Consider the following 24,149-nt stretch of genomic DNA (forward strand, 5'->3'; position numbering starts at 1 on the left):
TGGTGTTTTGACCCTAACAAAACCGCTAACCGCTGCGTTTTTCGCCCAACCCCCAAACCACCCGCACATTTTTGGCGCGCCCCCGGCGCGCCACCGTGTTTTGGTGGGCGCGGGCCGCGCGCGGGCCGCGCTCCTACCAAAAGCCGAATCCGGCGCACGGGGAAAAGCCGACTCGGGCGTCGGGCTAAAGCCGTATCGGGCAAGCGGGGAGACGCCGGAACGGTGCAAACGCCGGGCAAAAAAAATCGCCCCTCTTTCGAGGGGCGATCGTCGTGTCGCTGAGAAGGGAGGGCGGTATCGCCCTCCCCCGGCTTTCGTCAGAAGAACGAAGCGCCGACCGTGACCATGAACGTGCGGTCCTGCAGCACCGAGTAGTACGGAGCCGAGGTGAACAGCGTGGTGCCGTTCGCGTCCTTGATCTTGTTGGGGTTGCTGGCGAGGAAGGCGCCGGCGTTGCTGGCATACGTGAGCGCCTGACGGTTGGTCAGGTTGTACACGTTGATCTTGATGAAGGGCTTGCGGAACGTGGTCGAGAAATCCGGGAAATCCCAGCCCGCGTTGAGGTTGAGCGTGGTGTAACCGCCGACTTTCTCGGTGTTCGACCAGTCACCCCAGATCGCGCCCTGGTACTTCGCGTTCAGCGCAGCCCAGAACGGGCCATTCTTGTAGTTCAGCGCGACGTAGGCCGCGTTGCGCGGAGCATTCAGCAGGGTCTTGCCCTTGGTGTAATAGATGCCGTCGCCCAGCGAGTCGAGGTTGTCTTCCATGCGCGACTGCAGGTAGGTGTAGTTGGCGTACACCGACCAGTTTTCGTCGAACTTGAAGCTACCCTCGAGGCTCATGCCGCGGTTGTGCACCTTGCCCAGCTGCGTGTAAACGCTGAGGCCGGTGACCTCGTCGTAGCCCGACACCTGCTTGTTGTTGAAGTTGGCCGCGAACGCGTCGACGCTGAGCGACGCGCGCTCGCCGTAGTAGCGCCAGCCGAGGTCGGCGCTGGTCGACGACTCCGGCTTGTTCGGCAACGCGCCGGCGTTGGCCGTGCCATAGCCGTACAGCGAGTTGCTCAGTACCGCGCCGTTGATCGGCGCACGGAAAGTCTTGCCGATGCCGAAATACAGCTGGTTCTCGTCGTTGAGCTGGTACTTGGCGCCCGCTGTCGGCGTCCACTTGTGGAACGTGTCCACCGGTGACGAACCGTAACCGACGTTGGTCGGGGTGACGGTGACCTTGCCGGCGGCATTGATCGCACCGGCCGAGCCGGGGAATTCCGCCACTTCGCCATCACGCTTGGACCAGATGTACGCCACGCTGCCGGTCAGGGTCAGCTTGTCGGTCGGGTTCCAGTTGTCGGTCACGAACGCCTTGGCGTTGGTGGTCGTCGTGTACTGGCTGTACGCCTTCTGCGTGCTTCCGTCCGGGTACTTGATGCGCGAGCCCTTCTCGGCCCACGTATCGATCGGCACGCCGGTGGCGTAGTCGACCGGGATGAAGACCTGACCCTGGCTCTGACGCGGACGCTCGGCCCACACGCCGTATTCCAGGCTGTTGCTGTCCGAGAGATCCTGATTGAACTTGGCGATGATGCCCGGACGGTAGGTCGTCGAGTAGCTGTACGAGTTGACCAGCTGCGTGCCGCTGATCTTGCCGTCGCCGTTGAGGTCGTACGGCACCGACTTGTAGTAGTTACCGGTGGCGAGCGGGTTCTCGGTGAACGTGGAGCCGGAACCGCCGCCGCCCAGGCCGTACTGGAAGTACGGGACCACGGACAGGCGCAGGTTGTCGGACAGGGTGAACTCACCGTCCAGGCTGGCCAGGTAGTTACGGAACGGGTTCTGGTGAAGCGCGTAGTAGTTGCTGCTGGTGCTGCCCGGCGTGTAGGTGCCGAGGTAGCTCTGCTTATAGTCAGCAGCGGCCTGTGCCTTGGTCAGCGACTCGTAGTTGGTCTTCACTTCGCGGTTGTACTGCACCGAGAAGGTCACCGAGTTCTTGTCGTCGATGCGCCAGACCGACTTCTCGTCGACCTTGGTCACCTTCGACTTACCGCGGCCGCGCCACAGGTTGGTCTCGTTGTCCGAGTACGACAACCAAGAACGCACCGGACCGATGTCACCGGTGTTCAGACGAATGAAGGTGCGGTGGTAGCTGTTGCTGCCGCCCGACTGTGCGACGTCCAGACCCGCCGTGTGCGACGGATCGACCGTCACCCACGCGATCGAGCCACCGGCCGCGCCCGAGATAGGGGTGCTGTTATCCGGAAAACCCTGCTGCACGGTCACGTCGCCCATGTTCTCGGCGTCGCCGTACTCCGAGGCGTAGATCTTGTAGTTGCCGCTGTCGTTGATCGGCGCACCGTTGACGGTGACGCCCACTTCGTCGAGGCCGAAGCCGCGGACCGAGGCGTTACCGTCGTTCAGACCGGTGTAGTCATCGGTGGACGACACGACGCCCGGGATCGAGTCGATGGCCTGGGTGAAGTTGACGCCGGGCGCCGCCTGAATGATGGCATCGCGGGAAACCGTGGACACGGCCTTCGGCGCGTCCTGGATCGACATCAGACCACCGCCGAGCGACAGCGAGTCGGCCTTCACCTGCACGGCTTCCATCGCCTGTGATGCGCGACGCGTAGCGTTGTCATTGGAGGTGTTGGACGTGCTGGTCGCCGTGGCGCGCTGGCTCTGCGTGCTGCTGGCCTGGGTGCTCTGGGCGTCCTGGGCCGAAGCGGCGCCGGTGGCCACAAGAAGGGTCAAGGCGATCGCGGCCGAGAGTGAGTTACGGGTCATCGCAGTTTCCTGAAAGAACGTGGTTTTGAGGGTGAAATCGTGAGTTCGCGCCGCACACCCCTCGTGCGCGTCGCGGCAGTCAAGCCAAAAGCTTTCCCTGACGAGCCTCTTACGAGGCCGTTATTTAATTTCCGCGTTTATGCAGTTAATACCCTGATCGTAAATAAGTTCGATTATTTCTCTTCGATATTTATTACGATCGCCGCAAGAAAAAACGTTTTGACCGGCCACAGCGAATTGCCCACTTCAATGAGCGGGACGAAAGGAAACGACCGGATTGGGGAGCCTTCAGAGCCGTTGCGCACCAAGCGCCACGACCGGAGCGCTAAGCCTCACCTTAGCCTCACATAATGACAGTTTAGCGATTATCTGACCTTTTTTTACAGATCGGGAATAGGCATTTTTCCAACGCGGCAAATCAGCGCGGCCATCACCCCGTAACCCCGGCTAACTATTACCCCGCGCCACCTTGTAGGAGCCAGCCCTGCTGGCGACAGCCAACGAAGCAAAGAAGCAGCCACAAAAAAACCGCCCAGTCTCCCAAGCGGTTCTCCAGGCGACGGTCGCAAGAGGACCCAGTCAGCCCTTCCCCAGATACCTCGACCGCTTCGCCGGCTTCAGCGACGCCAGATCCAGCATCACGAGTCCATCCACGCAACCGGCGAAGTCCGGGTCCTCACCGAAGGCGAGGAACTGCACGCCCGTCGGCTCCACCAGATCGACGTACTGACGGTAGAGCACCGGCAAGGTGACACCCAGGGCATCGAGGCGATGCTTGAGGCGGCCCAGGCCGCTCGCCGGATCCAGTCCCTCGAGCTCCGCGCGCACCGACTCGATAGTGGACTGCGGAATCACGAACGGCTGGCGGGCCGCCGCGAGCCCCTGCACACCGAAGAAATGCTGGTGGGCGGCAGCGATCCACTCACGCGCCTCGCGCGGCATGCTGACCGACATGCTCACCGGACCGAACAGGTAACGCACGTCGGCATGGCGCTGCAGGTACAGGCCGATGCCCTGCCACAGCTGATCCAGCGCACGTGAGCGCCAGTAAGCGGGAGCGATGAAGCTGCGGCCAAGCTCGAGGCCCTGCGCCAGACGCGACTCCAGCGCCGGGGAGTAATCGAACAGGCTCGACGTATAGAGCGAGGTCATGCCGCGCTCGGCGATCAGGCGACCGCCGTGACCGAAGCGATACGCACCGACGATGCGCAACGCCCTGGCGTCCCACAACACCAGGTGCTCGTAGTACGGATCGTAGGCATCGAGGTCACGGCGCTTGCCGGTGCCCTCGCCCACGCGACGGAAGGTGAGCTCACGCAGGCGCCCGATCTCGCGCAGCGCGTAACTGTCGGGCGAACCTTGCAGCAGCAGGATGCGTTTGCCATCCGCCAGCTCGGCCAGCAGTTCGGCCTTGTCCAGCTCCGCCGCGACGCGCTCGACGGGTTCGGGATGCGCCAGCGGGGTCTGCCCGCCGAAGACCAGATCGCGGCCGCGGCCGACACGGTAAACGTGGCGGCGCATGAGTTTGGCGGCCTGCTCGGCCGACCCACCACTGACCTGCTTGAGTTCATCGGCATCGACCAGCTTGCCGATGCGGAAGGTCACGCGCTGGTGGCCCGACGTGGCTTCGCGCGGAAGCATGGCGGTGCTCAGCGGCTTGGCCAGCATCGACAGGCCATAGAAAGCGACGGAGTTGCGCGCGGCGATGTGCACCGGCAGGACAGGCACGCCGGACTTCATCGCGATGCGCGCGAAGCCGTCGGACCACTTGCCATCACGGACGCCGGACGGACCGACACGCGACACTTCGCCGGCCGGGAACATGACCAGCACCTCACCCGCCTGGATGGCGCGGAAGACGTTGCGCATGCGTGACGCCGAGCCCTTGCCGAACACGTCGACCGGCAGCAGCAGCGGGCCCAGCTGCGGTACGGCAGCCAGGACGTCGTTGCCGAGAATACGAACGTCTCGGCGCACCGAGCCGATCATCTGCAGCAGCGCGATCGCGTCGACCATGCCCAGCGGGTGGTTGGCGACGACGATCAGCGGGCCTTCGACGGGAATGTTCTCGCGCTCTCGCTCGGTGATGCGACAGCTGACCCCGAGGTAGTCGAGGGTGCGTTCGCAGAAGTCGAAGCCCAGGGCGGCGCCGGCGTGATCCAGCGTCTTGTTGAAGCGGGTCTCGTGCGCCAGCTTTTCCAGCATGCCGACGAGCGGCTTGCGGATAAGCGGGTGCTGGGCCAGCCAGGGCAGACGTTCCTGGAGGGTCTGATCGATGCTCAGCATGACTTAGGCTCCCTTGACGTCGAACGGATGAAACCGAACGGGGCCGGTGCGCAGTCGTGGTTTCTCATAAGCCTTCGAACGTCCTCAGCTGCCCTCGTCAGGGCCATCGACGCATGCCCCGGACGGACCGCGCCCGTCCCGTGCATGCTCGCGGGCAATTATGACAGCAACCCTACCGCCGCGTACGTTCCTGCGACAATCGGCGGAAGGTCACACGGCAATGTGCAGGTAGGCGGACAGCCCGGTCAGGAACATCTGCACCGACAAGGCGATCAGCAGCATGCCCATCAGCCGCTCCAGCGCGGTCAGGACGCTCTCGCCCAGCCACTTGAACAGGAAGGTGGAGCTGAGCAGGATCACCGAGGTGGCGAGCCAGGCCAGGAACAGGGCGATGCCCCACTCCGCTGTACGGCCCGGCTGGGAATTGGTCAGCAACAACAGCGCCGCCATGGCCGACGGACCCGCGACACCGGGGATCGCCATCGGCACGATGAAGGGCTCACCTTCGCCCGGCTTGCCGAATACGCCACCTTCCACGGGCGGGAAGACCATGCGGATGCCGATCAGGAACAGCACGATACCGCCACCGATGCTCACCGACTCCTGGCGCAGCTGCAGCACTTTGAGGATGTACTGACCGCCCAACAGGAAGCCGATCAGCACGCCGAGGGCAATGAGCAGTTCGCGCACCATCACCTTGCGGCGGCGCTGGGGGGGCACATCCTTGAGCAGGGCCAGGAACAACGGGATGTTGCCCAGGGGGTCCATGATCAGGAAAAGCAGGATGCCCGCGGACAACGTCGTCATCTGCGCTTCCATGGGGTAACTCCTATAACGCGGTCAGTGGGTCGGGCGAAGATCGAGTACGGTGCCGCGGGTTTCCGCCCCGGCACCGGAAAGAAGGTAGACGATGGCCTCCGCCGACGCGGTCGGCATGGGCTTGTCGAGGGTGTTTTCGCCGAAGTACGCGGCGCGGCGCAGGGCCGTGCGCATCGGCGGCGGCAGCACCGCATGCACGCGCAGTGCGCCGCGCGCATTCTCCGCATGGAGCACCGACGCCATACGCTCGACCGCCGCCTTGGACACGCCGTAGCCGCCCCAATGGGCGCGGGAAAGCAGGTCCGGGTCGTCGAGCACGAAGACCACCGCACTGTCCCCGGCCTTGCCCAGCAGGGGCATGCAGGCCTGGGTCAGCGCGAACGGCGCCGAGACATTGACCTGCATCGCGCGCAGCCAGTCGTCCGGCTTGTGCATGGCGATCGGCGTCAGTTCGTTGAAGTGCGCGGCGGCATGCACGATGCCGTCCAGGCGACCGAATTCCTTCTCGACGCCGTCGGCCAGCGACGCGTAGTCAGCCGGCGTGGCGCTTTCGAGATCCAGCGGATGGATCACCGGCTCGGTACCGCCGAGCGCGACCAGCTCGTCATAAAGCTTCTCGAGCGCACGCACCTTGCGGCCCGTGATCACGACGGAGGCGCCAGCGCGGATCGCCGCCTTCGCCGTCTCGCCGCCAAGGCCGCCCGTGGCACCGGTGATCACCAGCACACGACCCGCGAGCAGGCCCGGCGCGGGAGACCAGTCGTCAGGAAGACGCGTTGACGGCAACGGACTCACGAATCGGCTCCGGCGACGTCGGCCGCCATGCGCTTGAGTTCACCGGCCGAATGCAGGTCTTCCACGATGTCGCAGCCGCCGATGAATTCGCCCAGCAGGAACAGCTGCGGGAAGGTCGGCCAGTTCGAGTAATGCGGCAGCCCCGCACGGATGCGCGGATCGGCCAGGACGTTGACCGGAAAGAAGACCGCGCCCGCGGCGTCGAGCGCTTTTACGGCGCGATCGGAGAAGCCGCAGGTAGGGAATTCCGGCGTGCCTTTCATGAAAAGCACGATCGGATGGGCCGCCACGATGGCCTTGATCTCGTCTACGACGTCCATAGGTCGGGTTTCATCATTAGAATGCGATTAGTTGCGTAGTGTAGCAGTGTGGGCCCCGCGCCCCTCGCCACGCCCTTTCCCCCCAGCCACCGCTAAGGAGTCCCGCTATGGCGTTCGAACTTCCCCCGCTCCCTTATGAAAAGAATGCCCTGGAGCCGCACATCTCCGCTGAAACGCTGGAGTTCCATTACGGCAAGCACCACCAGACCTATGTCACGAACCTCAACAACCTGACCAAGGGCACCGAGTTCGAAGGCAAGAGCCTGGAAGAGATCGTCAAGTCGTCCTCGGGCGGCATCTTCAACAACGCCGCCCAGGTGTGGAACCACACCTTCTACTGGAACTCGATGCGCGCCCCCGGCGGCGCCGAGCCGCCGGCCAAGCTCGCCGACGCGCTGACCAAGGCCTTCGGTGGCGTCGACAAGTTCAAGGAAGAGTTCGCCAAGCAGGCCGCCGGCAACTTCGGCTCGGGCTGGACCTGGCTGGTGCAGCGTCCGGATGGCTCGCTGGCCATCGTCAACACGTCCAACGCCGCCACCCCGATCACCGGCAGCGACAAGCCGCTGTTCACGGCGGACGTGTGGGAGCACGCCTATTACATCGATTATCGAAACGCGCGTCCGAAGTACCTGGAAGCGTTCTGGAATCTGGTGAACTGGGACTTCGCGGCCAAGAACCTCGCCTGAGGTTTATCTTGCTGCGATGAAAAGGCCAGGTCGTTCAGACCTGGCCTTTTTGTTTACCGGGTACGGCGCTCCGATGGTTCGGCTTTTGGGGCTCGGCTTGCGCCATTGCGCAACCGGTTAGCCGAGCAGCTCGACCGCCGGGGCCACCTGGCTCTCCCGTCCAAGGCCGACACCGACCTCGGCCAGCTTCGCCCGCAAGCTGCCGGCATCCGAAGCGCACAGCGTCGCATGGCCCACCTTGCGGCCCGGGCGAGCCTCTTTACCGTAGTCATGCCAATGGCCATCGGCCACGGAAAGCACCGGCGCCGGATCCGGCATGTCGCCGATCCAGTTCAGCATCGCACTCGCGCCGCGTACACCGGTGTCACCCAGCGGGAGGCCGAGCACCGCACGGATGTGGTTTTCGAACTGGCTCGTGTGCGCGCCTTCGATCGTCCAGTGGCCGGAGTTGTGCACGCGGGGCGCCATCTCGTTGCCAAGCAGGTCGCCGCCGCGGACGAACAGCTCCAGCGCGAAGACTCCCACGTAATCGAGCTTCTCGGCGATGGCGCGGGCATGCGCCGTGGCCGCCTGCTCCAGCTCGTCGGACGTACCCGGCGCGGGAGCGAGGCTCAGCGAGAGCACGCCGTCGACATGCCAGTTGCGCGTCAGCGGCCAGGCGCGGAACGAGCCATCGCGGCCACGCACCGCCACCACCGACAGCTCGCGATCGAACGGAACGAAGGCTTCCAGAATCAGCCCGTGCTTACCCGCCGCTTCACCCAGGGCGGCCCAGGCCGCGTCGATGTCGTCGGCCGTCTTCAGACGGAACTGGCCCTTGCCGTCGTAACCGAGCCGACGGGTCTTGAGAATGGCCGGGGCGCCGATACGGGCCACCGCGCGGACCAGGTCCTCTCGGGTGTCGACCGTTTCGAACTCGGGCGTGTCCAGGCCGGTCTCACGGAACAGCGTCTTCTCGCTGAGACGATCCTGCGCCACGGCGAGCGCACGCGGATTGGGGAAGACGTCGACCAGCCCGGCCAGACGCTCGGCGGCGGCGGCGGGAACGTTCTCGAAATCGAAGGTGACGACGTCGACCCGCCGGGCGAAATCAGCCAGCGCGGCGTCGTCGGACCAGTCGGCGACGATCAGTTCGGCCACCTGGCCGGCGCAGGCGTCGGACGTACCGTCGACCACCAGCGTGCGGATGCCGAGGGGTGCCGCGGCAAGGGTCAGCATGCGCGCCAGCTGCCCGCCGCCGAGGATGCCCACCGTGGGAAGCTTGCGGCTCACGAGCGCGGATCCGGGTTATCGAGGACGGTGCGGGTCTGATCGCTGCGGAACGTGTCGAGTGCCGTGGCGACGGACGGGTCGTGCAGCGCCAGGACCGAGGCGGCCAGCAGGGCGGCATTGGTCGCGCCGGCACGGCCGATCGCCAGGGTACCGACCGGGATACCGGCCGGCATCTGCGCGATCGAAAGCAGGGAATCCATACCGTTCAGCGCCTTGGACTGTACCGGCACCCCGAACACCGGCAGCGCGGTCTTGGCGGCGATCATGCCCGGCAGATGGGCGGCGCCACCGGCACCGGCGATGATCACCTGGATGCCACGGCCACGGGCCGCTTCGGCGTAGCTGAAAAGCAGGTCGGGGGTGCGGTGGGCGGAGACCACCTGGACCTCGTGGACGATGCCCAGACGGGACAGCGTGGCGGAGGCATGCTCCATCGTTTCCCAGTCCGATCGCGAGCCCATCACCACGCCCACGCGCGGCGCGCTCGCTTCGTTACCTTCGTTGGAAATCATGGCCCGGGCACCCAAAAGTCGCTATTGTAAGTGCATTCCCGATCTACAGGTTGGCCTCCGCGGCCGCTCTCATGGACAAGCGTCTCCTCGATATCCTCTGCTGCCCGGTCAGCAAGCGCCCCCTGCGTCCGCTGACGGCCGCCGAGCGCGACAACCTCAACGGCGCCATCCGCGCCGGCTCGGTCGACACCGTCGCCGGGGAAAAAGTGGCCGAGCCGCTGACCGAAGGCCTGATCACCACCGACGGCCAGCTCGTCTACCGGGTCGAGGACGGCATCCCCGTCATGCTCCCCGAAGCGGGTATCGGCACCCTCCAGTTGACGGGCTTTACTCCGGAATCCGGTCTCGCGCAGAATCCGTGACGTCCGTCACAATTTAAAGCATTCGTTCCCGCACAATGGCCCCTCAGGCGGGGGCCGTTGAATCCAGAGATGCGCGATGAGTAACGCGAGCGAGCCGTCCAATGTGATCGATCTCAGCCAGCGCCTGGATCCGCGCAGCGAGAGTGTGGGCGCGCTTCTGGTCACGGTGCGTGGCCTGGCGACCAAGCGGCTGCACGCGCTGGCCACCAACATGTTCGAGAACATCGACGACGCTCTGTTCGATCTGGCCGAAAAGGCCGAGAACAACGCCGCGCAGACCCAGTTCTTCGACGGCATGCGTGAAGTGCGCAAGAAGCGCGCCATCGTCGAGCGCACCTTCCTGGGTCAGGTCGCGCGGGATCTGGCCGATTTTTCCGCCGGGCGCACGCGCGCACCCGATGCCGACGCCCACGCCCGCCCCCTCGCCAATATCGAGCTCAGCCTCGTCGGCGAAAACGAACTCGAGGAATCCCTCGCGATCACCAGCATGATCGGCAAGAACGAGCAGCGCCTTGCGCGCGCCCTCTTTGCCGTCAATCAGCGCCTGTCGGTGATCTGCGGCGGCGCCCGGATGGACGACGCGTCCAACCCGGTAGGCCCCGCCTCGCTGGCCGCCGCGTTCCGCCAGGCCATGCGCGAGCTGATGGTCGAGGTCCGGGTCAAGCTGATCATCTATAAGCTGTTCGATCGGTACGTGCTCGCCGGCATCGACGAGCTCTACGACGACATCAATAACGAGCTCGCCGCCGCGGGCGTCCTGCCGCAGCTGCGCCACGAGATCGTCACCCGTCGCAGCGATGCGCCCGCCCCGACGGGCCCGGCCTCGTCGGTGGTGGCCGCTCCGCAGGCGGCCGCACCGGTGACGGATGCCGCCGCGGCGGAGTTCATGCAGTCGCTGCACGCCATGTTCTCGGCGCGTCGCGGTACCACGGCGGGCACCGAGGGCTTCGCCGGAGGCGCTTCGATGCCTACCGGTCCCCTGCCCAGCGCAGCCGAGCTGCTCGGTGCGCTGACCCTGCTGCAGAGCCAGATCGCCGGCATGCCCGGGACCGCCGTGCCGATGGCGAGCCAGGCCGACGTCACGCGTGACGTCGCCCAGCTGAAGGAACAGCTGCTCGCGCAGATCGGCCAGCTGCGCGGTCAGCAGACCGCACACGTGTCGGGCGTGGACGAAGACACCATCGACCTCGTCGGCATGCTTTTCGAGTTCATCCTCGAAGATCACAACCTGCCGGCCGAGATGCAGGTCATGCTCGCGCGTCTGCAGATCCCCTACCTCAAGGTCGCGCTGCTCGACCGCCGGATGTTCGCGCACAAGTCGCACCCGGCGCGTCAGTTGCTCGACGCCCTGGCCGATGCGGCCAAGGGCTGGTCCGCCGAAGCCGATCGCGACGGCCGCCTGTTCGACAAGATCAAATCCATCGTCGAGCGGCTGCTGCACGACTTCGACGACGACGTCGCCGTCTTCAACCGTCTCGCGGCCGAGCTACAGGACTTCCTCGACATCAGCCGCAAGCGCGCGGAACTCGCCGAGCAGCGTGTCGCCGAATCCACCCGCGGTCGCGAGAAGCTCGAGCACGCGCGCCGCCGCGCCGCCCAGGAAATCGTCGGCCGCGTCGACGGTGCCGCGCTGCCGCCCCTGATCTACGGCGTGCTGACGCGGGCGTGGGCCAACTACATCGTGCTCACCCTCCTGCGTCAGGGCGAAGAAGCCCAGGAATTCCGCGACTCGCTGCGCTTCATCGACGATTTCATCGCCAGCGCGCGTCCGGTCTACGACCTCAACGGCCGACGCGACCTTCGGGCCATTCTGCCGTCGATCGAACGCTCGCTGCGTCGCGGTCTCGCCGCCGTCGCCTTTCAGGAGGCCGACACCGAGCAACTGCTCGCCCAGCTGCACGCGTTCTATCGCCAGCAGCTCGGCGAGTCCGTGCCGGAGACGGAATCGGGCACGCTCGTCACCAGCGTGATGCCCTTGCCCGAGGCCATCCAGGCGATCGAAGAACCAACGGTCGAACCGGAGCCCGAGGACGAATCGCTCCCTGACGAAGCCTTCGACGAGCGCAATCTCGCTCAGGCCCGTGAACTGAAAGTCGGCCAGTGGCTCGAGTTCACCGCCGAAGACGGCAGCACCGATCGCGCGAAGCTTTCGTGGGTCAGCCCGATCAGCGGCCGCTATCTCTTCGTCAACCGTCGCGGTCTGAAGGTCGCCGATCACAGCCTGGGCGGTCTCGCGCAGGCCTTCGCCAACGGCCACGCGCGCGTACTGGATTCGTCGATGCTGTTCGACCGTGCGATGGACGCGATCGTCGAGCGGCTGCGTACGCCCGAGGCCTAAGCCAGGGCCTGATCCGACCCGCGCGGGTTACACCGCGCGCGGGTCAGTCTTGATAAGGTAGCGCCCTCTTCCACGGACGCATCCTTCCGATGACCTCCACCGCTTCGCCATCGCTGACCGACGCACTGCCGCCGGCGGCCGAGATCCTTGCCGATATCGATCGCGCCTTCGCCGAAGACATCGGCCCCGGCGACGCCACGGCCGACCTGCTCGATCCCAAGGCCACCGCCACGGCCGTCCTGACCTGTCGCGAGAATGCCGTGATCTGCGGCACCGCCTGGTTCGACGCCGCGTTCCGCAAGCTCGACCCGGATGTGCGCATCGAGTGGCTGGCCCACGACGGCGATCGCGTGACCGCCGGCTCGCCCATCTGCCGTCTCGCCGGGCAGGCACGTGCCCTGGTCACCGCCGAGCGGACGGCGCTCAACTTCCTGCAGCTGCTCTCGTCGACGGCGACGGTGACCTCGCGCTATGTCGACGCGCTGGCCGGCACGCCAACTCGTATCCTCGACACCCGCAAGACGCTGCCGGGCCTGCGTCGCGCGCAGAAGTACGCCGTTCGCTGTGGCGGCGGTACCAATCACCGCATCGGCCTGTTCGACGCGATGATGCTCAAGGAAAACCACATCATCGCGGCGGGCGGCATCCGGCCGGCGGTCAACGCGGCGCGCCTCATTCACCCCACGCTGCCGCTGATCGTCGAGGTGGAGACCATGGACGAGTTGGCGGAGGTGATCGCGGCAGGAGCCGATCGTGCGCTGCTCGACAACTTCACCCCGGCAATGCTGACCGAGGCTGTGGCGTATACCGCCGGACGGATTCCACTCGAGGTGTCGGGTAACGTGGAGCTGGACACGATTCACGCGATCGCGCGGACCGGCGTGGATTTCATCTCCAGCGGCGCGTTGACCAAGCATGTGCGGGCGATCGATCTGTCGCTGCGGCTGGATGTGAAGCATCCGGGGGACTGAGTTGGCGGAGCGCCCTGTCGTGCGCTCCTGCGGCAAGCTTCCCGCCCAGGGACTTGTAGACACGCGGAATCGGCCACACACTGACGCCATGGCATCTTTCAGCGACCTTTTCTGGCTTCTCGTCCTCGCAGGCGGTATCGCGAGCTGGTACCGACTGACGCGAGCCAGGGAAGTCGCCGTACGCGCCGCGACGGGGCTATGCAAACGCTACGGCCTGCAGCTGCTCGATCAGTCGGTCGGGCTGCGCGGCGTGCGGCTCCAGGGGGTCGATGGCGTCCGCCGCCTCGAGCGCTGCTACGGCTTTGAAGTAAGCATCGACGGCCAGTCGCGGCAGATGGCGCGTCTCTGGATGGCGGGGAGCGAGATCGCCAGCTATTCGCTGCCGGGAACCGATTCGCCCGAGCTGGAGACCGTGGTGGCTACCGATTCGATCGTGCATGGGGCGAACGTGATTTCGCTGGCGGATCGGCGGCGGTTGCACTGAGGGATACGGAATCGCCAGCAGGGCTGGCTCCTACCGGAGCTGGCCTGTCGCCCGGCACAAAAAACCCGCCTCCCGGCGGGTTTCTTTTATTTGACGACCCGAAGGTGCGGCGCGCCGCGCTTGGGCCGGTCATCGTCGCCACCGGTGGGCGGTGGGGCGTCGGTGTCGTCGACCGCGTCGATCGCCGTGGCCGGCGCGGTGTCGTTCTCGTCGACCGGGAACATCATGCCCTGGCCGTTCTCCTGCGCGTAAAGCGCCAATACGGCCTGCACGGGGATGACGATCTGCTGGCTGACGCCTGAGAAACGGGCCTGGAAGCCGATCCGGTCGTTGCCCAGATCCAGATTGGCCACCGCGCGCATGGCGAGGTTCAGCACCACCTGGCCGTTCTTCACGACGTGGGCGGGCACTTTGACGCCCGGCTGCCCGGCGTCGACGAGGACGTACGGGGTCAGACCGTTGTCGCTGATCCAGTCGTAGATGGCACGCAGCAGGTAAGGCCGATTGGAGGTCATGCCTGCGGTTTCATTGGTATCCATGACGACAGTTTAAGGGATACGCGGCGAAAGACGCTAACCGGGCAGGAAATTGAAGTCCGGGCGCATGTCGCGCTCTTCCGGGGTGAGACTGCGGGCGAATCCCTGGCTGTGGAATAGACGCTCGCCGTAGTCCACGATGGCCTTGCCTTCCTTGCCCAGGTCCACACCCAGGTGCGGCAGACGCCAGACCACGGGGGCGACGAGGCAGTCGATCAGGCTCATTTCCGGATTGAGGAAGAACCGCGAGGCACGGAACAGCGGTTCCGACAGCAACAGATGCTCGCGCAATCGCTTGCGCGCGCCCTCCGCCGCCTTGCCGCCCTCCCCGATCGTCTCGATCTCGGGCAGCCAGTCGTTCTCGATCCGCCACGTGGCCAGGCGCAGACGCGCCCGGGACAAGGGGTCGATCGGCATCAGCGGCGGATGCGGATAGCGTTCGTCGAGGTATTCGACCACGACCAGCGTGTCGTAAAGGGTCAGGTCCCGGTCGACGAGGGTCGGCAGCGTGCCATAGGGGTTGAGATCGAGCAGGTCGGGCGTGGGCTCGTCCGCCTTGAGGATGATCCGGTCATAGGCCACCCCCTTCGCGGCCAGGACCAGGCGCGTCCGGTGACAATGGATGTCGTCGGCGCTGGTGTACAGAGTCAGCGCCGCACGCGAACGAGCATTCTGGACCATGCATCGACCTCCCTAACTTAATGTTCTTCGTGAACGTCTTTCCAGTACTCGTGCTTCACCAGGTACAGGAGAAACGTGAGGCCAGCCAGGAAGAGGATCACCCAGACACCGACCGACTGGCGCTCAAGTGCGGCAGGCTCGGCCGTGTACTCGAGGAAGGTAGCGAGATCGCGCGTGGCGCCCCTGAATTCGTCCGGCGTCATGCGACCCGGACGTTGCAGCTCGAGCTTCTCGACCGTGGCTTCCTGTCCGGGCTTCGCCTCACCGTGCACCGCGACCTGCAGGCCCTGCAATTCCCACAGGGGATTGGGCATGGAGGCATTCGGGAACACCGTGTTGTTCCAGCCCACCGGGCGGCTTGGATCGAGGTAGAACGCGTTGAGGTAGTTGAAGATGAAGTCCACGCCCTTGGCGCGCGCCTCGAGCGAGAGATCCGGCGGCTCCTTGCCGAACCAGGCCTTGGCGCCGTCGGCAGGCATGTGCGAGAGCACCGGTTCGCCGAACTTCGCACCGGTGAAGTTGAGGTTGGACATCACCTCGTCTTCGGACAGGCCGAGGTCGGTCGCCAGGCGAGAATAGCGCACGTACTTCAGCGAGTGGCAGCCCACGCAGTAGTTGAAGAAGAGCCTGGCACCGCGCTGTAGCGCGGCCCTGTCGTTGACGTTGGTGCCGACGGACGGCAGGTCCTCGCCACCTTCGGCGGCAAGGACGGGCAGCGTGGCGACAAACAGACCCAGAGCAAGAGCGACTGAGAAAACATAGCGCTTAATCATGCATCGTCACCCGTTCCGGAACCGGCTTGGTCTTCTCGAAACCGAAGCGCGTGTAGACCCATACGAAGAGGAAGAAGCCGAAGTAACCCAGCGCCATCAGGCGACCGAAGGCGTTCTCCCACGTGGTGACGTCGGCATGCGGGAACCAGGCGGGAATCAGCTCCGCCGTGACGCCCGCACCCACCGCGCCCAGCGACAGGAAGGACACCACGAGCACGCCCAGGGCGATGCGGAAACCGAGGCCGCGGTAGCGCACGGAGCGCACCGCTCCCTTATCGATCCACGGCAGCAGCGCCAGCAGCAGGATCGAGCCGAACATGCCGATGACGCCCCAGATCGCCGTGCCGAAGAACGACGGAATCATGCGGAGGATCGCGTAGAACGGCGTGAAGTACCACGACGGTTTGATGTGGCTCGGCGTCACCAGGTTGTTGGCTGGCGTGAAGTTGTCATGCTCCAGGAACCAGCCACCGAAGGTCGGCGCGAAGAAGATGATGAACGCCGCGATGGTGAGGAAGAAGCCGACGCCGAAGAGGTCTTTCACCGTGTAATACGGATGGAACGGCACGGCATCCTTCGGCTTGTCGGCGTCCCAGCGATTGCCCTTCGGGCCATGCTTGACGTCGACGCCGTCCGGGTTGTTCGAACCCACCTCGTGCAGCGCGGCGAGGTGCAGCACCACCAGCAGCAGGAGCACCAGCGGCAGCGCGATGACGTGCAGCGCGAAGAAGCGATTCAACGTGGCGTCGGCGGGCAGGAAATCGCCCATGATCCATTCCACCAGCGACGAGCCGATATAAGGAATGGTGCCGAACAGCGAGATGATGACCTTCGCGCCCCAGAACGACATGTTGCCCCACGGCAGCACGTAGCCCATGAAGGCCTCGGCCATCAGCACGAGGAAGATCAGCATGCCCAGGATCCACACCAGCTCGCGCGGTCGCTTGAACGAGCCGTACATGATCCCGCGGAACATATGCAGGAACACCACCACGAAGAACAGCGACGCACCGGTGGAGTGCATGTAGCGGATGAGCCAGCCCCACTCCACGTCACGCATGATGTACTCGACCGAGTTGAACGCTTCGAGCGCACTCGTCTTGTAGTTCATGGTGAGGAAGATGCCGGTCACGATCTGGTTGACCAGGACCAGCATGGCGAGCGAACCGAAGTAGTACCAGAGATTGAAGTTCTTCGGCGCGTAGTACTCGGTCATGTGCTTGCGGAACGTCGGCGCCAGGTTCGGCGCGCGTTCGTTGACCCAATCGAAAAGGCTGGCCATCAGCTTTTGCCCTCCGGGTCGACACCGATCTGGATGTGCGAGTCATCCACGAAGTGATAAGGGGGCACCGGGAGGTTCTTCGGGGCGGGGACGCCGGCGAAGACGCGGCCCGACAAGTCATAGCGTGACTTATGGCAGGGGCAGTAGAAGCCGCCCTTCCAGTTCGCGTCGAACGGCTCGGGCTTGATGTCGGGCACGAAGTCCGGCACGCAGCCCAGGTGGGTGCACAGGCCGATGACGACCAGCCACTCGGGCTTGATGGAACGGTTCTCGTTGGTCGCGTACTTCGGCTGTTGGGCCGAATCGGACGACTGCGGGTCCAGCAGACGGGGCTCGAGGCCCTTCAGCTGGGCCAGCTGGTCCTTGCTGCGATTGACGACGAAGACCGGAAGGCTGCGCCAGGCGAAGGTGACCTTCTGGCCCGCCTCGATGGCACTGATGTCGACCGTAACAGGCGCTCCTGCTGCCTTTGCCCTTGCGCTTGGTTCCCACGACTTAATGAAGGGCACGATCGCCGCGACTACCCCGACTCCGCCAACGACCGCGGTCGTTGTGGTGAGGAAGCGACGGCGGCCGTGATCGACGAATTCGTTCGCCATCAGGCTCTCCGGAACTTATGCCATTGAGAATGCGGACCCCTATCGCCGGCTCGTATCGGAAATCGGCTTCCGCTAAATCGAGTCAGTGTAACGGCAGCACCAGCCACGTACAATAAACTGAACCTTCCCCCGTCCCCCATGACGGATGGGGCTGCCAAGTGCCCGCCAGGATGCGGAAAATTCGGCAAAACCGGACGACAGGACCCCTCGCTACTCCATGAACCACGCCGCTCGTACGCTTGCCTTCGTCGCCCGTTTCGTCGTGCTCGGCCTTGCCGTCGCCTTCGTCATCGGCCTGTTCTGGCCAGGCAGCGGCGCTTTTCTTCGTGAGCGTTTCACGCCGCCGGTCACCGAACACGAGCCTGCCGCGGTCGAGCCGGCCGCTCCCGGGGCGGGCACGGGTCCCGTGTCGTATGCCGATGCCGTGGCCAAGGCCGCGCCGTCGGTCGTCAACATCTATGCGAACAAGCTGGTGACCGAGCAGCCGCGCGAGCTCTACTCCGATCCCGTGTTGCAGCGCATCTTCAGCGTGCCCACCGGCCCGGCGCGTACGCGGCGTCAGCAGAACCTCGGCTCGGGCGTCATCGTCAGGGAAGATGGCTACGTCCTGACCAACAACCACGTGATCGCCAACGCCGACGACATCCAGCTGCTGCTCTACGACGGCCGGGTGGCCAAGGCCCGGGTCGTGGGCTCGGACGATGAGACGGACCTCGCGGTACTCAAGGTGGACGCGGGCAACCTGCCGGCGATCCACATGACCGACGCCGAGAGCCGTCCCCGGGTCGGCGACGTGGTGCTGGCCATCGGCAACCCCTTCGGCATCGGCCAGACGGTGACCATGGGCATCGTCAGTGCCATCGGTCGCCAGCTCAATCTGTCCAGCCTGGAAAACTTCATCCAGACCGACGCCGCGATCAACTTCGGCAACTCGGGCGGCGCGCTCGTCAATGCGCACGGCGAGCTCGTCGGCATCAATACGTCGCTGATCGGTCAGGCGGTCGGCGCCGAAGGCATCGGTTTCGCCATCCCCGTGCAGAGCGCACGCGAGGTATTGGACCAGATCATACAGACCGGCCACGTCGTGCGTGGCTGGATCGGTGCCGACTACGGCGCCGTCCCGGTTTCCGCCGACAGCGGCCTGCCTTCGGCGGCGCGCGGTGTCGTGGTCAACGACGTGTCCCCGGGCGGCCCCGCCGCCCTCGCGGGCATCCAGCAACGCGACGTGCTGCTGCGCATCGGCGATGAGGACATCCTCGACCCGTCGGATCTGCGCCGGCACGAGGCCTCGCTGAAGCCGGGCGATCCGGTGCAGGTCTCCGGGCTGCGCAACGGTGCGGCGTTCAACACGACCGTAACGCCGGCGCAGCGGCCGCCCACGGCACCGATGCAGGCGCTCCAGGGCGCGGCCCGGTAGGAGCGCGCCTTGCGCGCGATGTCTTTTCGCGGCGGGATGGGGGGGGGTAGCGGCTTCTGGGCTTCGTTGGCTTTTCGCGCGCGGGGCGCGCTCCTACCACGCGCCGGGCGCGCTCCTACAACGCGCCGGGCGCTTCTACAACGCGCGGGGCGCGCTGCTACATTCTGCTGTCGGCCAGGGGGACGCCGGTGCTGGGGCGGCTCTTCAACATGTCGCCGTAGCGCTTGCGCAGCACGCCGACGCGCTCGACATAGACCTGCGTTTCGTCATAAGGCGGCACGCCGTTGTACTTCTGCACCGCACCGGGTCCGGCGTTGTACGCCGCCGCGGCGAGGCGCTCGTTGCCATTGAAGGTCTTCAGCAACAGCGCGAGATAACGCGCCCCGCCGCGAATATTCTGATTGGCGTCGAAGGCATCCAGCACGCCCATGTCGCGCGCGGTACCCGGAATCAGCTGCATCAGCCCCTGCGCGCCGGCCACGGACAGCGCGCGCGGGTTGAACGCGCTCTCGGCGTGAATGACCGCGCGCAGCAGTGCCTCGTCCACGCTGAACTCGCTGCTCGCCGAGCGGATCGCGTCGCCGTACGCGACCAGATTCAGACCGACGTTGTTCCAGTCGACCTTCGAATGCACGTCGCAGGCGGCGCAGGTGGCGATATAGGTAAAGAGCATCTTGATGCTCGATCCCTGACCGCCGCCGCCCGGCGGAATATTGGTGTACTCGACGCCGCCGTCCGCCCGGGTGATCCGGTAGACCGCGCCACGCAAGACCCGCGAGCCCTGAGGTGCGGCAGGCGCAGCCGCCGCCGTTAAATCGGTGCTCGCCGACTCCTTATAGTCCCACTGCCCTTTTGGCGCGGTCACGGGAGGCAGGGCCAGCGGTTCGCGCTCGGTACCATCCGCTCCGCCGACCACGCCACCGGTCACGCCGGCCAGCGAAGGCACGGCGGCGGCGGGCGCCAGTACCACGGAGCCGATCACGCCTTTAAGCGACGGGGGGCCGGCGACCGGTTCGAAGACGGCCTTCTGCGGCGCGTTGGGCAAAGCGATGGGCCGCGCCGGACGCGAGGAGCCCGTGCTGCCGATGCGCTTGCAGTCCTTGTAGCCCGTGGTGCCGCCGGAGAAAACCGTCTCTCCCGTACTACCGATGCAACGGTAGAGCGCACCCGCCGACGCCGGCCCGGCCAGCAGTCCCAGCAGCAGGACGCAGGCGCCCGCGACCCTTCGCAGGGCCGTCCGGGAGGTCAGGAAACGGCGGGCGTGATGGCCGGCGCTTTCCCCTGGCGTCGCGTCGTCAACCATGGGCGCGAGTTTGCCCGAGCACCCCAGCGCTGCCAAGGGCCGCAAACGTGACGTTCTTCACGCAAGTCATTGATCCACGGCGGCCAACTGGCAACGGACCCGGGGGCAGAGTAAACTGCGCGGTTCGGAAACTCCCCACGAAACACGGTAACCCGGCCCATGAGCGGCAAGCTTTTCATCAAGACCCACGGCTGCCAGATGAACGAGTACGACTCGGCCAAGATGGCCGACGTGCTGGCGGCGTCCCATGGCCTGGAACTCACGCAGAACGAGGATGAGGCCGACGTCATCCTCGTCAACACGTGTTCCATCCGCGAAAAGGCGCAGGAGAAGGTCTTCAGCCAGCTCGGTCGCTGGAAGGCGCACAAGGCCAACGGCAAGCCCGTACTGATCGGAGTCGGCGGCTGCGTCGCCTCGCAGGAAGGCGACGCCATCCTCAAGCGCGCGCCGCACGTCGACCTCGTCTTCGGCCCGCAGACCCTGCACCGCCTGCCGCAGATGATCGAAGCCCAGCGCGCCACCGGCAAGTCGCAGGTCGACATCAGCTTCCCGGAAATCGAGAAGTTCGACCGCATGCCGGAACCCCGCGCCGAGGGCCCGACGGCCTTCGTCTCGATCATGGAAGGCTGCTCGAAGTACTGCTCGTATTGCGTGGTGCCTTACACGCGCGGCGAAGAGATCAGCCGGCCGTTCGACGATGTGATCGTCGAGGTGGCCCAGCTCGCCGAACAGGGCGTACGCGAGGTCAACCTGCTCGGCCAGAACGTCAACGCGTATCGTGGCCCGATGCACGACGGCGACGTCGCCGACCTGTCGGTGCTGATCCACGCCATCGCGCAGATCGACGGTATCGGCCGCATTCGTTTCACCACATCGCATCCGCTGGAGTTCTCGGACTCGCTGATCGAGGCCTACGCCAACGTGCCGCAGCTGGCCAACTATCTGCACCTCCCGGTGCAGGCGGGCTCGGACCGCATCCTCGCGGCCATGAAGCGCGGCTACACGGCGCTGGAATTCAAGCAGCGCATCCGCAAGCTGCGCGCGGTGCGACCGGATATCTGCGTGTCGTCGGACTTCATCGTCGGCTTCCCCGGCGAGACGGACGACGACTTCGAGAAGACGATGAAGCTGATCGACGATATCGGCTTCGACCAGAGCTTCTCGTTCGTGTTTTCGTCGCGACCCGGTACGCCGGCGGCAAACCTCGCCGACGAGACTCCGGCCGAGGTGAAGCACGCGCGTCTGAGCCGGCTGCAGGCGGCGATCAACGAGAACGCGCGCAAGATCAACGAGGCCATGGTAGGCACCGTGCAGCGGGTACTGGTCGAGAAGCCCAGCCGCCGCGATCCCAACGAACTCAGCGGACGGACGGAAAACATGCGCTATGTGAACTTCCCGGGACATCCGCGGATGATCGGCCAGTTCGTGGACGTCACGATCACCGAGGCGATGAGCAACTCGCTGCGTGGTCGGGTGCTGCTGGCGGACGAGGTTGCGGTCGCATGAATCCTGGTCTTTCGCAACGCGATTTTACCCTCGATCCCGAAGACAACACCCGCCTGGCGAACCTGTGTGGCCCGCTGGATGAACACGTGCGCCAGATCGAACTGCGCCTGGGCGTCGAGGTGGATCATCGCGGCGCTATCTTCCGTGTCATCGGTGACGAAGGCTCGGCCCGCGCGGGCGAGAAAGTCATCCGCGCGCTGTACGCCGCGACGGAAACCGAAGTGCTCAACGGTGCCGCGATCAATCTGCATCTGGCCGAATCGGGCATCGACGCGATCAACGACGAGTCGGCGGAGTCTTCGCAGGAAGTCGTCATCAAGGTCAAGCGCGGCGTCATCAAAGGCCGTGGCGCCAACCAGGCGCGCTACCTGCACGCCATCACCACGCACGACATCAACTTCGGCGTAGGTCCGGCCGGTACCGGCAAGACCTATCTGGCCGTGGCCAGCGCCATCGAGGCACTGGAAGCCAACCGCGTACAGCGCGTGCTGCTGGTGCGCCCCGCGGTCGAGGCCGGCGAAAAGCTCGGCTTTCTGCCCGGCGACCTCAGCCAGAAGATCGATCCCTACCTGCGCCCTCTGTATGACGCGCTGTACGAGATGGTCGGCTTCGAGAAGGTCGGCAAGCTGATCGAGCGCAACGTGATCGAGATCGCGCCGCTGGCGTATATGCGTGGCCGCACGCTCAACGATTCCTACGTCATCCTCGACGAAGCGCAGAACACCACCGTCGAACAGATGAAGATGTTCCTGACCCGTATCGGCTTCGGCTCGGTCGCGGTGATCACGGGCGACGTCTCCCAGGTCGACCTGCCCCGCCACATCCGCTCGGGTCTTCGTCACGCGGTCGAAGTGCTGCGCGGCGTGGACGGCATCAGCTTTACGTTCTTCACCTCGCGCGACGTGGTCCGCCATCCGCTGGTGGCCAAGATCGTCCGTGCTTACGAGGCGTTTGAAGACAAGCAGGACGCCGCGAAGTGAGCCAGCTGGACGTGGCCGTCGGCTATGCCACCGCGCGCAAGGGTGTGCCGGCGCCGGCCAGCTTCCGGCGCTGGGTCGAGGCGGCGTTGAAGGGCGCGCGCCGTCGCAAGGGCACCGAGCTATCGATCCGCATCGTCGATGCGGAGGAAGGCCAGTCACTGAACCTGCAGTACCGCGGCAAGGACTACGCCACCAACGTGCTGTCGTTCCCGGTCGAACTGCCGCCCGGCGTCGACCTGCCGCTGATCGGCGATCTGGTCATCTGCGCGCCCGTGGTGACGCGCGAGGCGGCCGAGCAGGGAAAGAAGGCGACGGATCACTGGGCGCACCTGACGGTGCACGGGACACTGCATCTGCTGGGGTACGACCACATCGACGAGGCCGAGGCCGAGACGATGGAAGCGCTGGAGACCCGCGTGCTGGCGGGTCTGGGAATTGCGGACCCCTACGAGACCGTGTAGAGACACGCCCTGAATCGTCACAGGAATTCCGTTAGACTGACCGTTCCGCTCATTTCGGGCAGAAACGCAAAGAGTGATGAACGAGGAACCTGGTAGTACCCATGGCCCGACTCACCGATCCTGGTGGGACCGTCTGGGCCATATGTTTTCCGGCGAGCCACGCAACCGCGACGAACTGATCGAGGAACTGCGTACCGCCCAGGCCAACGGCCTGCTTTCCAACGACACCCTGACCATGGTCGAGGGTGCCATCAAGGTGACCGAGCTCAGCGTCGACGATGTCATGGTGCCCCGCGCCCAGATCGTCAGCCTCGCCGCCGATGCCTCCCTCCCCGAGATCCTTTCCGCCGTCGTCGAGTCCGGGCACTCCCGCTTCCCCGTCCACGGTGAAGACAAGGACGAAGTGCTGGGCATCCTGCTGGCGAAAGACCTGCTGAAATACTACGGGCAGAGCGAAGGCGGCGATGTGCGCGCGCTGCTCCGTCCGGCCGTGCTCATTCCCGAATCGATGCGCCTGAACGTGCTCCTGGCGGAATTTCGCCTGACGCGCAATCACATGGCGCTGGTGGTGGACGAATACGGCGGCGTCGCCGGCCTGATCACGATCGAGGACGTTCTCGAGCAGATCGTCGGCGAGATCGACGACGAGCACGACGACGAGGAAGATCCGGTCCTGGTCCAGGCACTGGAAGAAGGCGGCTTCGCGGTGAGCGCCCTCACCCCCATCGCCGACTTCAACGAGATAGCGGGTGCACGGTTCTCCGATGAGGAGTTCGATACCATCGGCGGCATGATCACCTCGGAGTTCGGCCACCTCCCGGCGGCCGGCGAAGAAATCGCCATGGGCGACTTCCTCTTCCGGGTTACCGAAGCCGACGACCGTCGCGTCCAGCAGTTCCACGTCGCGCACGCCAACGGCGGCGCATGACGTCACCGCCGGCCGTATGGCCGGCGGCCCCTGACAGCCATGCCTGCGGGCAAGGATC

23 protein-coding genes are annotated in these 24,149 nt (G+C 65.4%); 10 read left to right on the plus strand and 13 right to left on the minus strand.

Translation table 11 applies throughout. The annotated features are described in order from the left end of the window. Nucleotides 1–317 precede the first annotated feature (317 nt). From J2X57_RS18310 to grxD, 5 genes are all read right to left on the minus strand, one after another. The gene (locus J2X57_RS18310; RefSeq protein WP_309869228.1) at nucleotides 318–2,780 is read right to left on the minus strand and encodes a TonB-dependent receptor; all 2,463 of its coding nucleotides are present in this window, start codon (nucleotides 2,778–2,780) and stop codon (nucleotides 318–320) included. 579 nt (nucleotides 2,781–3,359) lie between these two features. Continuing rightward, nucleotides 3,360–5,066, minus strand: a complete 1,707-nt coding sequence (locus J2X57_RS18315) for a lysophospholipid acyltransferase family protein (protein WP_309869230.1) — start codon at nucleotides 5,064–5,066, stop codon at nucleotides 3,360–3,362. A gap of 210 nt (nucleotides 5,067–5,276) precedes the next feature. Beyond that, the gene (locus tag J2X57_RS18320; RefSeq protein WP_036118129.1) at nucleotides 5,277–5,873 is read right to left on the minus strand and encodes a YhgN family NAAT transporter; all 597 of its coding nucleotides are present in this window, start codon (nucleotides 5,871–5,873) and stop codon (nucleotides 5,277–5,279) included. A gap of 33 nt (nucleotides 5,874–5,906) precedes the next feature. Beyond that, on the minus strand, nucleotides 5,907–6,680 hold the full coding sequence (locus tag J2X57_RS18325) for an SDR family NAD(P)-dependent oxidoreductase (RefSeq protein ID WP_036114971.1): 774 nt from the start codon (nucleotides 6,678–6,680) through the stop codon (nucleotides 5,907–5,909). Continuing rightward, the gene (gene grxD / locus J2X57_RS18330) at nucleotides 6,677–7,000 is read right to left on the minus strand and encodes a Grx4 family monothiol glutaredoxin (RefSeq protein WP_036114973.1); all 324 of its coding nucleotides are present in this window, start codon (nucleotides 6,998–7,000) and stop codon (nucleotides 6,677–6,679) included. Before grxD ends, J2X57_RS18325 begins: the two co-directional genes overlap by 4 nt. A gap of 107 nt (nucleotides 7,001–7,107) precedes the next feature. Between grxD and J2X57_RS18335 the strand changes: the two genes are divergently transcribed. Next, nucleotides 7,108–7,686: a Fe-Mn family superoxide dismutase gene (locus J2X57_RS18335; RefSeq protein WP_308847827.1), complete on the plus strand. Its 579-nt coding sequence runs from the start codon at nucleotides 7,108–7,110 to the stop codon at nucleotides 7,684–7,686. Nucleotides 7,687–7,803: 117 nt separating this feature from the next. Here J2X57_RS18335 and J2X57_RS18340 read toward each other — a convergent pair whose 3' ends face one another. Next, a complete protein-coding gene (locus J2X57_RS18340) occupies nucleotides 7,804–8,958 on the minus strand; it encodes a 5-(carboxyamino)imidazole ribonucleotide synthase (RefSeq protein ID WP_309869233.1) in 1,155 nt (384 codons plus the stop codon). Next, complete coding sequence (gene purE, locus J2X57_RS18345; RefSeq protein ID WP_036114980.1) at nucleotides 8,955–9,470, minus strand: 5-(carboxyamino)imidazole ribonucleotide mutase; 516 nt, start codon at nucleotides 9,468–9,470, stop codon at nucleotides 8,955–8,957. The genes J2X57_RS18340 and purE overlap by 4 nt, the downstream gene beginning before the upstream one ends. 71 nt (nucleotides 9,471–9,541) lie before the next feature. Here purE and J2X57_RS18350 point away from each other — a divergent pair, with 71 nt between their 5' ends. The 4 genes from J2X57_RS18350 (at nucleotide 9,542) to J2X57_RS18365 (ending at nucleotide 13,625) form a co-directional block, all read left to right on the plus strand. Continuing rightward, on the plus strand, nucleotides 9,542–9,832 hold the full coding sequence (locus J2X57_RS18350; protein ID WP_036114983.1) for a Trm112 family protein: 291 nt from the start codon (nucleotides 9,542–9,544) through the stop codon (nucleotides 9,830–9,832). Between the two features lie 76 nt (nucleotides 9,833–9,908). Continuing rightward, nucleotides 9,909–12,170 carry a DUF1631 domain-containing protein gene (locus J2X57_RS18355; RefSeq protein ID WP_036114986.1) on the plus strand — a complete coding sequence of 754 codons (2,262 nt, stop codon included), beginning with the start codon at nucleotides 9,909–9,911 and terminating at the stop codon, nucleotides 12,168–12,170. 89 nt (nucleotides 12,171–12,259) lie between these two features. Continuing rightward, a complete protein-coding gene (nadC, locus tag J2X57_RS18360) occupies nucleotides 12,260–13,141 on the plus strand; it encodes a carboxylating nicotinate-nucleotide diphosphorylase (RefSeq protein WP_309869238.1) in 882 nt (293 codons plus the stop codon). Between the two features lie 88 nt (nucleotides 13,142–13,229). Continuing rightward, complete coding sequence (locus tag J2X57_RS18365; RefSeq protein ID WP_079520841.1) at nucleotides 13,230–13,625, plus strand: DUF3301 domain-containing protein; 396 nt, start codon at nucleotides 13,230–13,232, stop codon at nucleotides 13,623–13,625. Between the two features lie 86 nt (nucleotides 13,626–13,711). On the opposite strand, the gene J2X57_RS18370 is transcribed toward J2X57_RS18365, so the two are convergent. The 5 genes from J2X57_RS18370 to petA are packed head-to-tail and all read right to left on the minus strand — an operon-like array spanning nucleotide 13,712 to nucleotide 17,496. After that, nucleotides 13,712–14,140, minus strand: a complete 429-nt coding sequence (locus tag J2X57_RS18370; protein ID WP_309869241.1) for a ClpXP protease specificity-enhancing factor — start codon at nucleotides 14,138–14,140, stop codon at nucleotides 13,712–13,714. Nucleotides 14,141–14,197: 57 nt separating this feature from the next. Beyond that, nucleotides 14,198–14,842, minus strand: a complete 645-nt coding sequence (locus J2X57_RS18375; protein ID WP_079520839.1) for a glutathione S-transferase N-terminal domain-containing protein — start codon at nucleotides 14,840–14,842, stop codon at nucleotides 14,198–14,200. A gap of 17 nt (nucleotides 14,843–14,859) precedes the next feature. Beyond that, nucleotides 14,860–15,615 carry a cytochrome c1 gene (locus tag J2X57_RS18380; RefSeq protein ID WP_309869244.1) on the minus strand — a complete coding sequence of 252 codons (756 nt, stop codon included), beginning with the start codon at nucleotides 15,613–15,615 and terminating at the stop codon, nucleotides 14,860–14,862. Further along, the gene (locus tag J2X57_RS18385; protein ID WP_036115002.1) at nucleotides 15,608–16,897 is read right to left on the minus strand and encodes a cytochrome bc complex cytochrome b subunit; all 1,290 of its coding nucleotides are present in this window, start codon (nucleotides 16,895–16,897) and stop codon (nucleotides 15,608–15,610) included. The genes J2X57_RS18380 and J2X57_RS18385 overlap by 8 nt, the downstream gene beginning before the upstream one ends. Continuing rightward, a complete protein-coding gene (gene petA / locus J2X57_RS18390; RefSeq protein WP_036115004.1) occupies nucleotides 16,897–17,496 on the minus strand; it encodes a ubiquinol-cytochrome c reductase iron-sulfur subunit in 600 nt (199 codons plus the stop codon). Before petA ends, J2X57_RS18385 begins: the two co-directional genes overlap by 1 nt. A gap of 217 nt (nucleotides 17,497–17,713) precedes the next feature. On the opposite strand from petA, the gene J2X57_RS18395 reads away from it, so the two are divergent. Beyond that, nucleotides 17,714–18,913 (plus strand): trypsin-like peptidase domain-containing protein, encoded by a 1,200-nt coding sequence (locus J2X57_RS18395; RefSeq protein ID WP_043692910.1) that lies wholly within the window; start codon nucleotides 17,714–17,716, stop codon nucleotides 18,911–18,913. Nucleotides 18,914–19,070: 157 nt separating this feature from the next. Here J2X57_RS18395 and J2X57_RS18400 read toward each other — a convergent pair whose 3' ends face one another. Beyond that, entirely contained in the window at nucleotides 19,071–20,216 is a 1,146-nt protein-coding gene (locus J2X57_RS18400) for a lytic transglycosylase domain-containing protein (RefSeq protein WP_309869249.1), read from the minus strand. Between the two features lie 159 nt (nucleotides 20,217–20,375). On the opposite strand from J2X57_RS18400, the gene miaB reads away from it, so the two are divergent. The 4 genes from miaB (at nucleotide 20,376) to J2X57_RS18420 (ending at nucleotide 24,091) form a co-directional block, all read left to right on the plus strand. Beyond that, entirely contained in the window at nucleotides 20,376–21,722 is a 1,347-nt protein-coding gene (miaB, locus tag J2X57_RS18405; protein WP_036115011.1) for a tRNA (N6-isopentenyl adenosine(37)-C2)-methylthiotransferase MiaB, read from the plus strand. Further along, nucleotides 21,719–22,702 (plus strand): PhoH family protein, encoded by a 984-nt coding sequence (locus J2X57_RS18410; RefSeq protein ID WP_036115013.1) that lies wholly within the window; start codon nucleotides 21,719–21,721, stop codon nucleotides 22,700–22,702. The genes miaB and J2X57_RS18410 overlap by 4 nt, the downstream gene beginning before the upstream one ends. After that, nucleotides 22,699–23,163 (plus strand): rRNA maturation RNase YbeY, encoded by a 465-nt coding sequence (ybeY, locus tag J2X57_RS18415; protein WP_090355094.1) that lies wholly within the window; start codon nucleotides 22,699–22,701, stop codon nucleotides 23,161–23,163. Before J2X57_RS18410 ends, ybeY begins: the two co-directional genes overlap by 4 nt. A gap of 76 nt (nucleotides 23,164–23,239) precedes the next feature. Further along, entirely contained in the window at nucleotides 23,240–24,091 is an 852-nt protein-coding gene (locus J2X57_RS18420) for a transporter associated domain-containing protein (RefSeq protein WP_036115017.1), read from the plus strand. Nucleotides 24,092–24,149: the final 58 nt, after the last annotated feature.

Source organism: Luteibacter sp. 1214 (genome assembly GCF_031455395.1).
GTDB classification, from domain to species: Bacteria; Pseudomonadota; Gammaproteobacteria; order Xanthomonadales; family Rhodanobacteraceae; genus Luteibacter; species Luteibacter mycovicinus.

Coding starts and splice junctions, on each gene's coding strand:
- J2X57_RS18400 (WP_309869249.1), bottom strand. CDS start 20,216: ATGGTTGACGACGCGACGCCAGGGGAAAGCGCCGGCCATCACGCCCGC.
- purE (WP_036114980.1), bottom strand. CDS start 9,470: ATGATTTCCAACGAAGGTAACGAAGCGAGCGCGCCGCGCGTGGGCGTG.
- miaB (WP_036115011.1), top strand. CDS start 20,376: ATGAGCGGCAAGCTTTTCATCAAGACCCACGGCTGCCAGATGAACGAG.
- J2X57_RS18355 (WP_036114986.1), top strand. CDS start 9,909: ATGAGTAACGCGAGCGAGCCGTCCAATGTGATCGATCTCAGCCAGCGC.
- petA (WP_036115004.1), bottom strand. CDS start 17,496: ATGGCGAACGAATTCGTCGATCACGGCCGCCGTCGCTTCCTCACCACA.
- nadC (WP_309869238.1), top strand. CDS start 12,260: ATGACCTCCACCGCTTCGCCATCGCTGACCGACGCACTGCCGCCGGCG.
- J2X57_RS18310 (WP_309869228.1), bottom strand. CDS start 2,780: ATGACCCGTAACTCACTCTCGGCCGCGATCGCCTTGACCCTTCTTGTG.
- J2X57_RS18420 (WP_036115017.1), top strand. CDS start 23,240: ATGAACGAGGAACCTGGTAGTACCCATGGCCCGACTCACCGATCCTGG.
- J2X57_RS18370 (WP_309869241.1), bottom strand. CDS start 14,140: ATGACCTCCAATCGGCCTTACCTGCTGCGTGCCATCTACGACTGGATC.
- J2X57_RS18385 (WP_036115002.1), bottom strand. CDS start 16,897: ATGGCCAGCCTTTTCGATTGGGTCAACGAACGCGCGCCGAACCTGGCG.
- J2X57_RS18410 (WP_036115013.1), top strand. CDS start 21,719: ATGAATCCTGGTCTTTCGCAACGCGATTTTACCCTCGATCCCGAAGAC.
- J2X57_RS18365 (WP_079520841.1), top strand. CDS start 13,230: ATGGCATCTTTCAGCGACCTTTTCTGGCTTCTCGTCCTCGCAGGCGGT.
- J2X57_RS18380 (WP_309869244.1), bottom strand. CDS start 15,615: ATGATTAAGCGCTATGTTTTCTCAGTCGCTCTTGCTCTGGGTCTGTTT.
- J2X57_RS18350 (WP_036114983.1), top strand. CDS start 9,542: ATGGACAAGCGTCTCCTCGATATCCTCTGCTGCCCGGTCAGCAAGCGC.
- J2X57_RS18315 (WP_309869230.1), bottom strand. CDS start 5,066: ATGCTGAGCATCGATCAGACCCTCCAGGAACGTCTGCCCTGGCTGGCC.
- J2X57_RS18395 (WP_043692910.1), top strand. CDS start 17,714: ATGAACCACGCCGCTCGTACGCTTGCCTTCGTCGCCCGTTTCGTCGTG.
- J2X57_RS18320 (WP_036118129.1), bottom strand. CDS start 5,873: ATGACGACGTTGTCCGCGGGCATCCTGCTTTTCCTGATCATGGACCCC.
- grxD (WP_036114973.1), bottom strand. CDS start 7,000: ATGGACGTCGTAGACGAGATCAAGGCCATCGTGGCGGCCCATCCGATC.
- J2X57_RS18375 (WP_079520839.1), bottom strand. CDS start 14,842: ATGGTCCAGAATGCTCGTTCGCGTGCGGCGCTGACTCTGTACACCAGC.
- J2X57_RS18335 (WP_308847827.1), top strand. CDS start 7,108: ATGGCGTTCGAACTTCCCCCGCTCCCTTATGAAAAGAATGCCCTGGAG.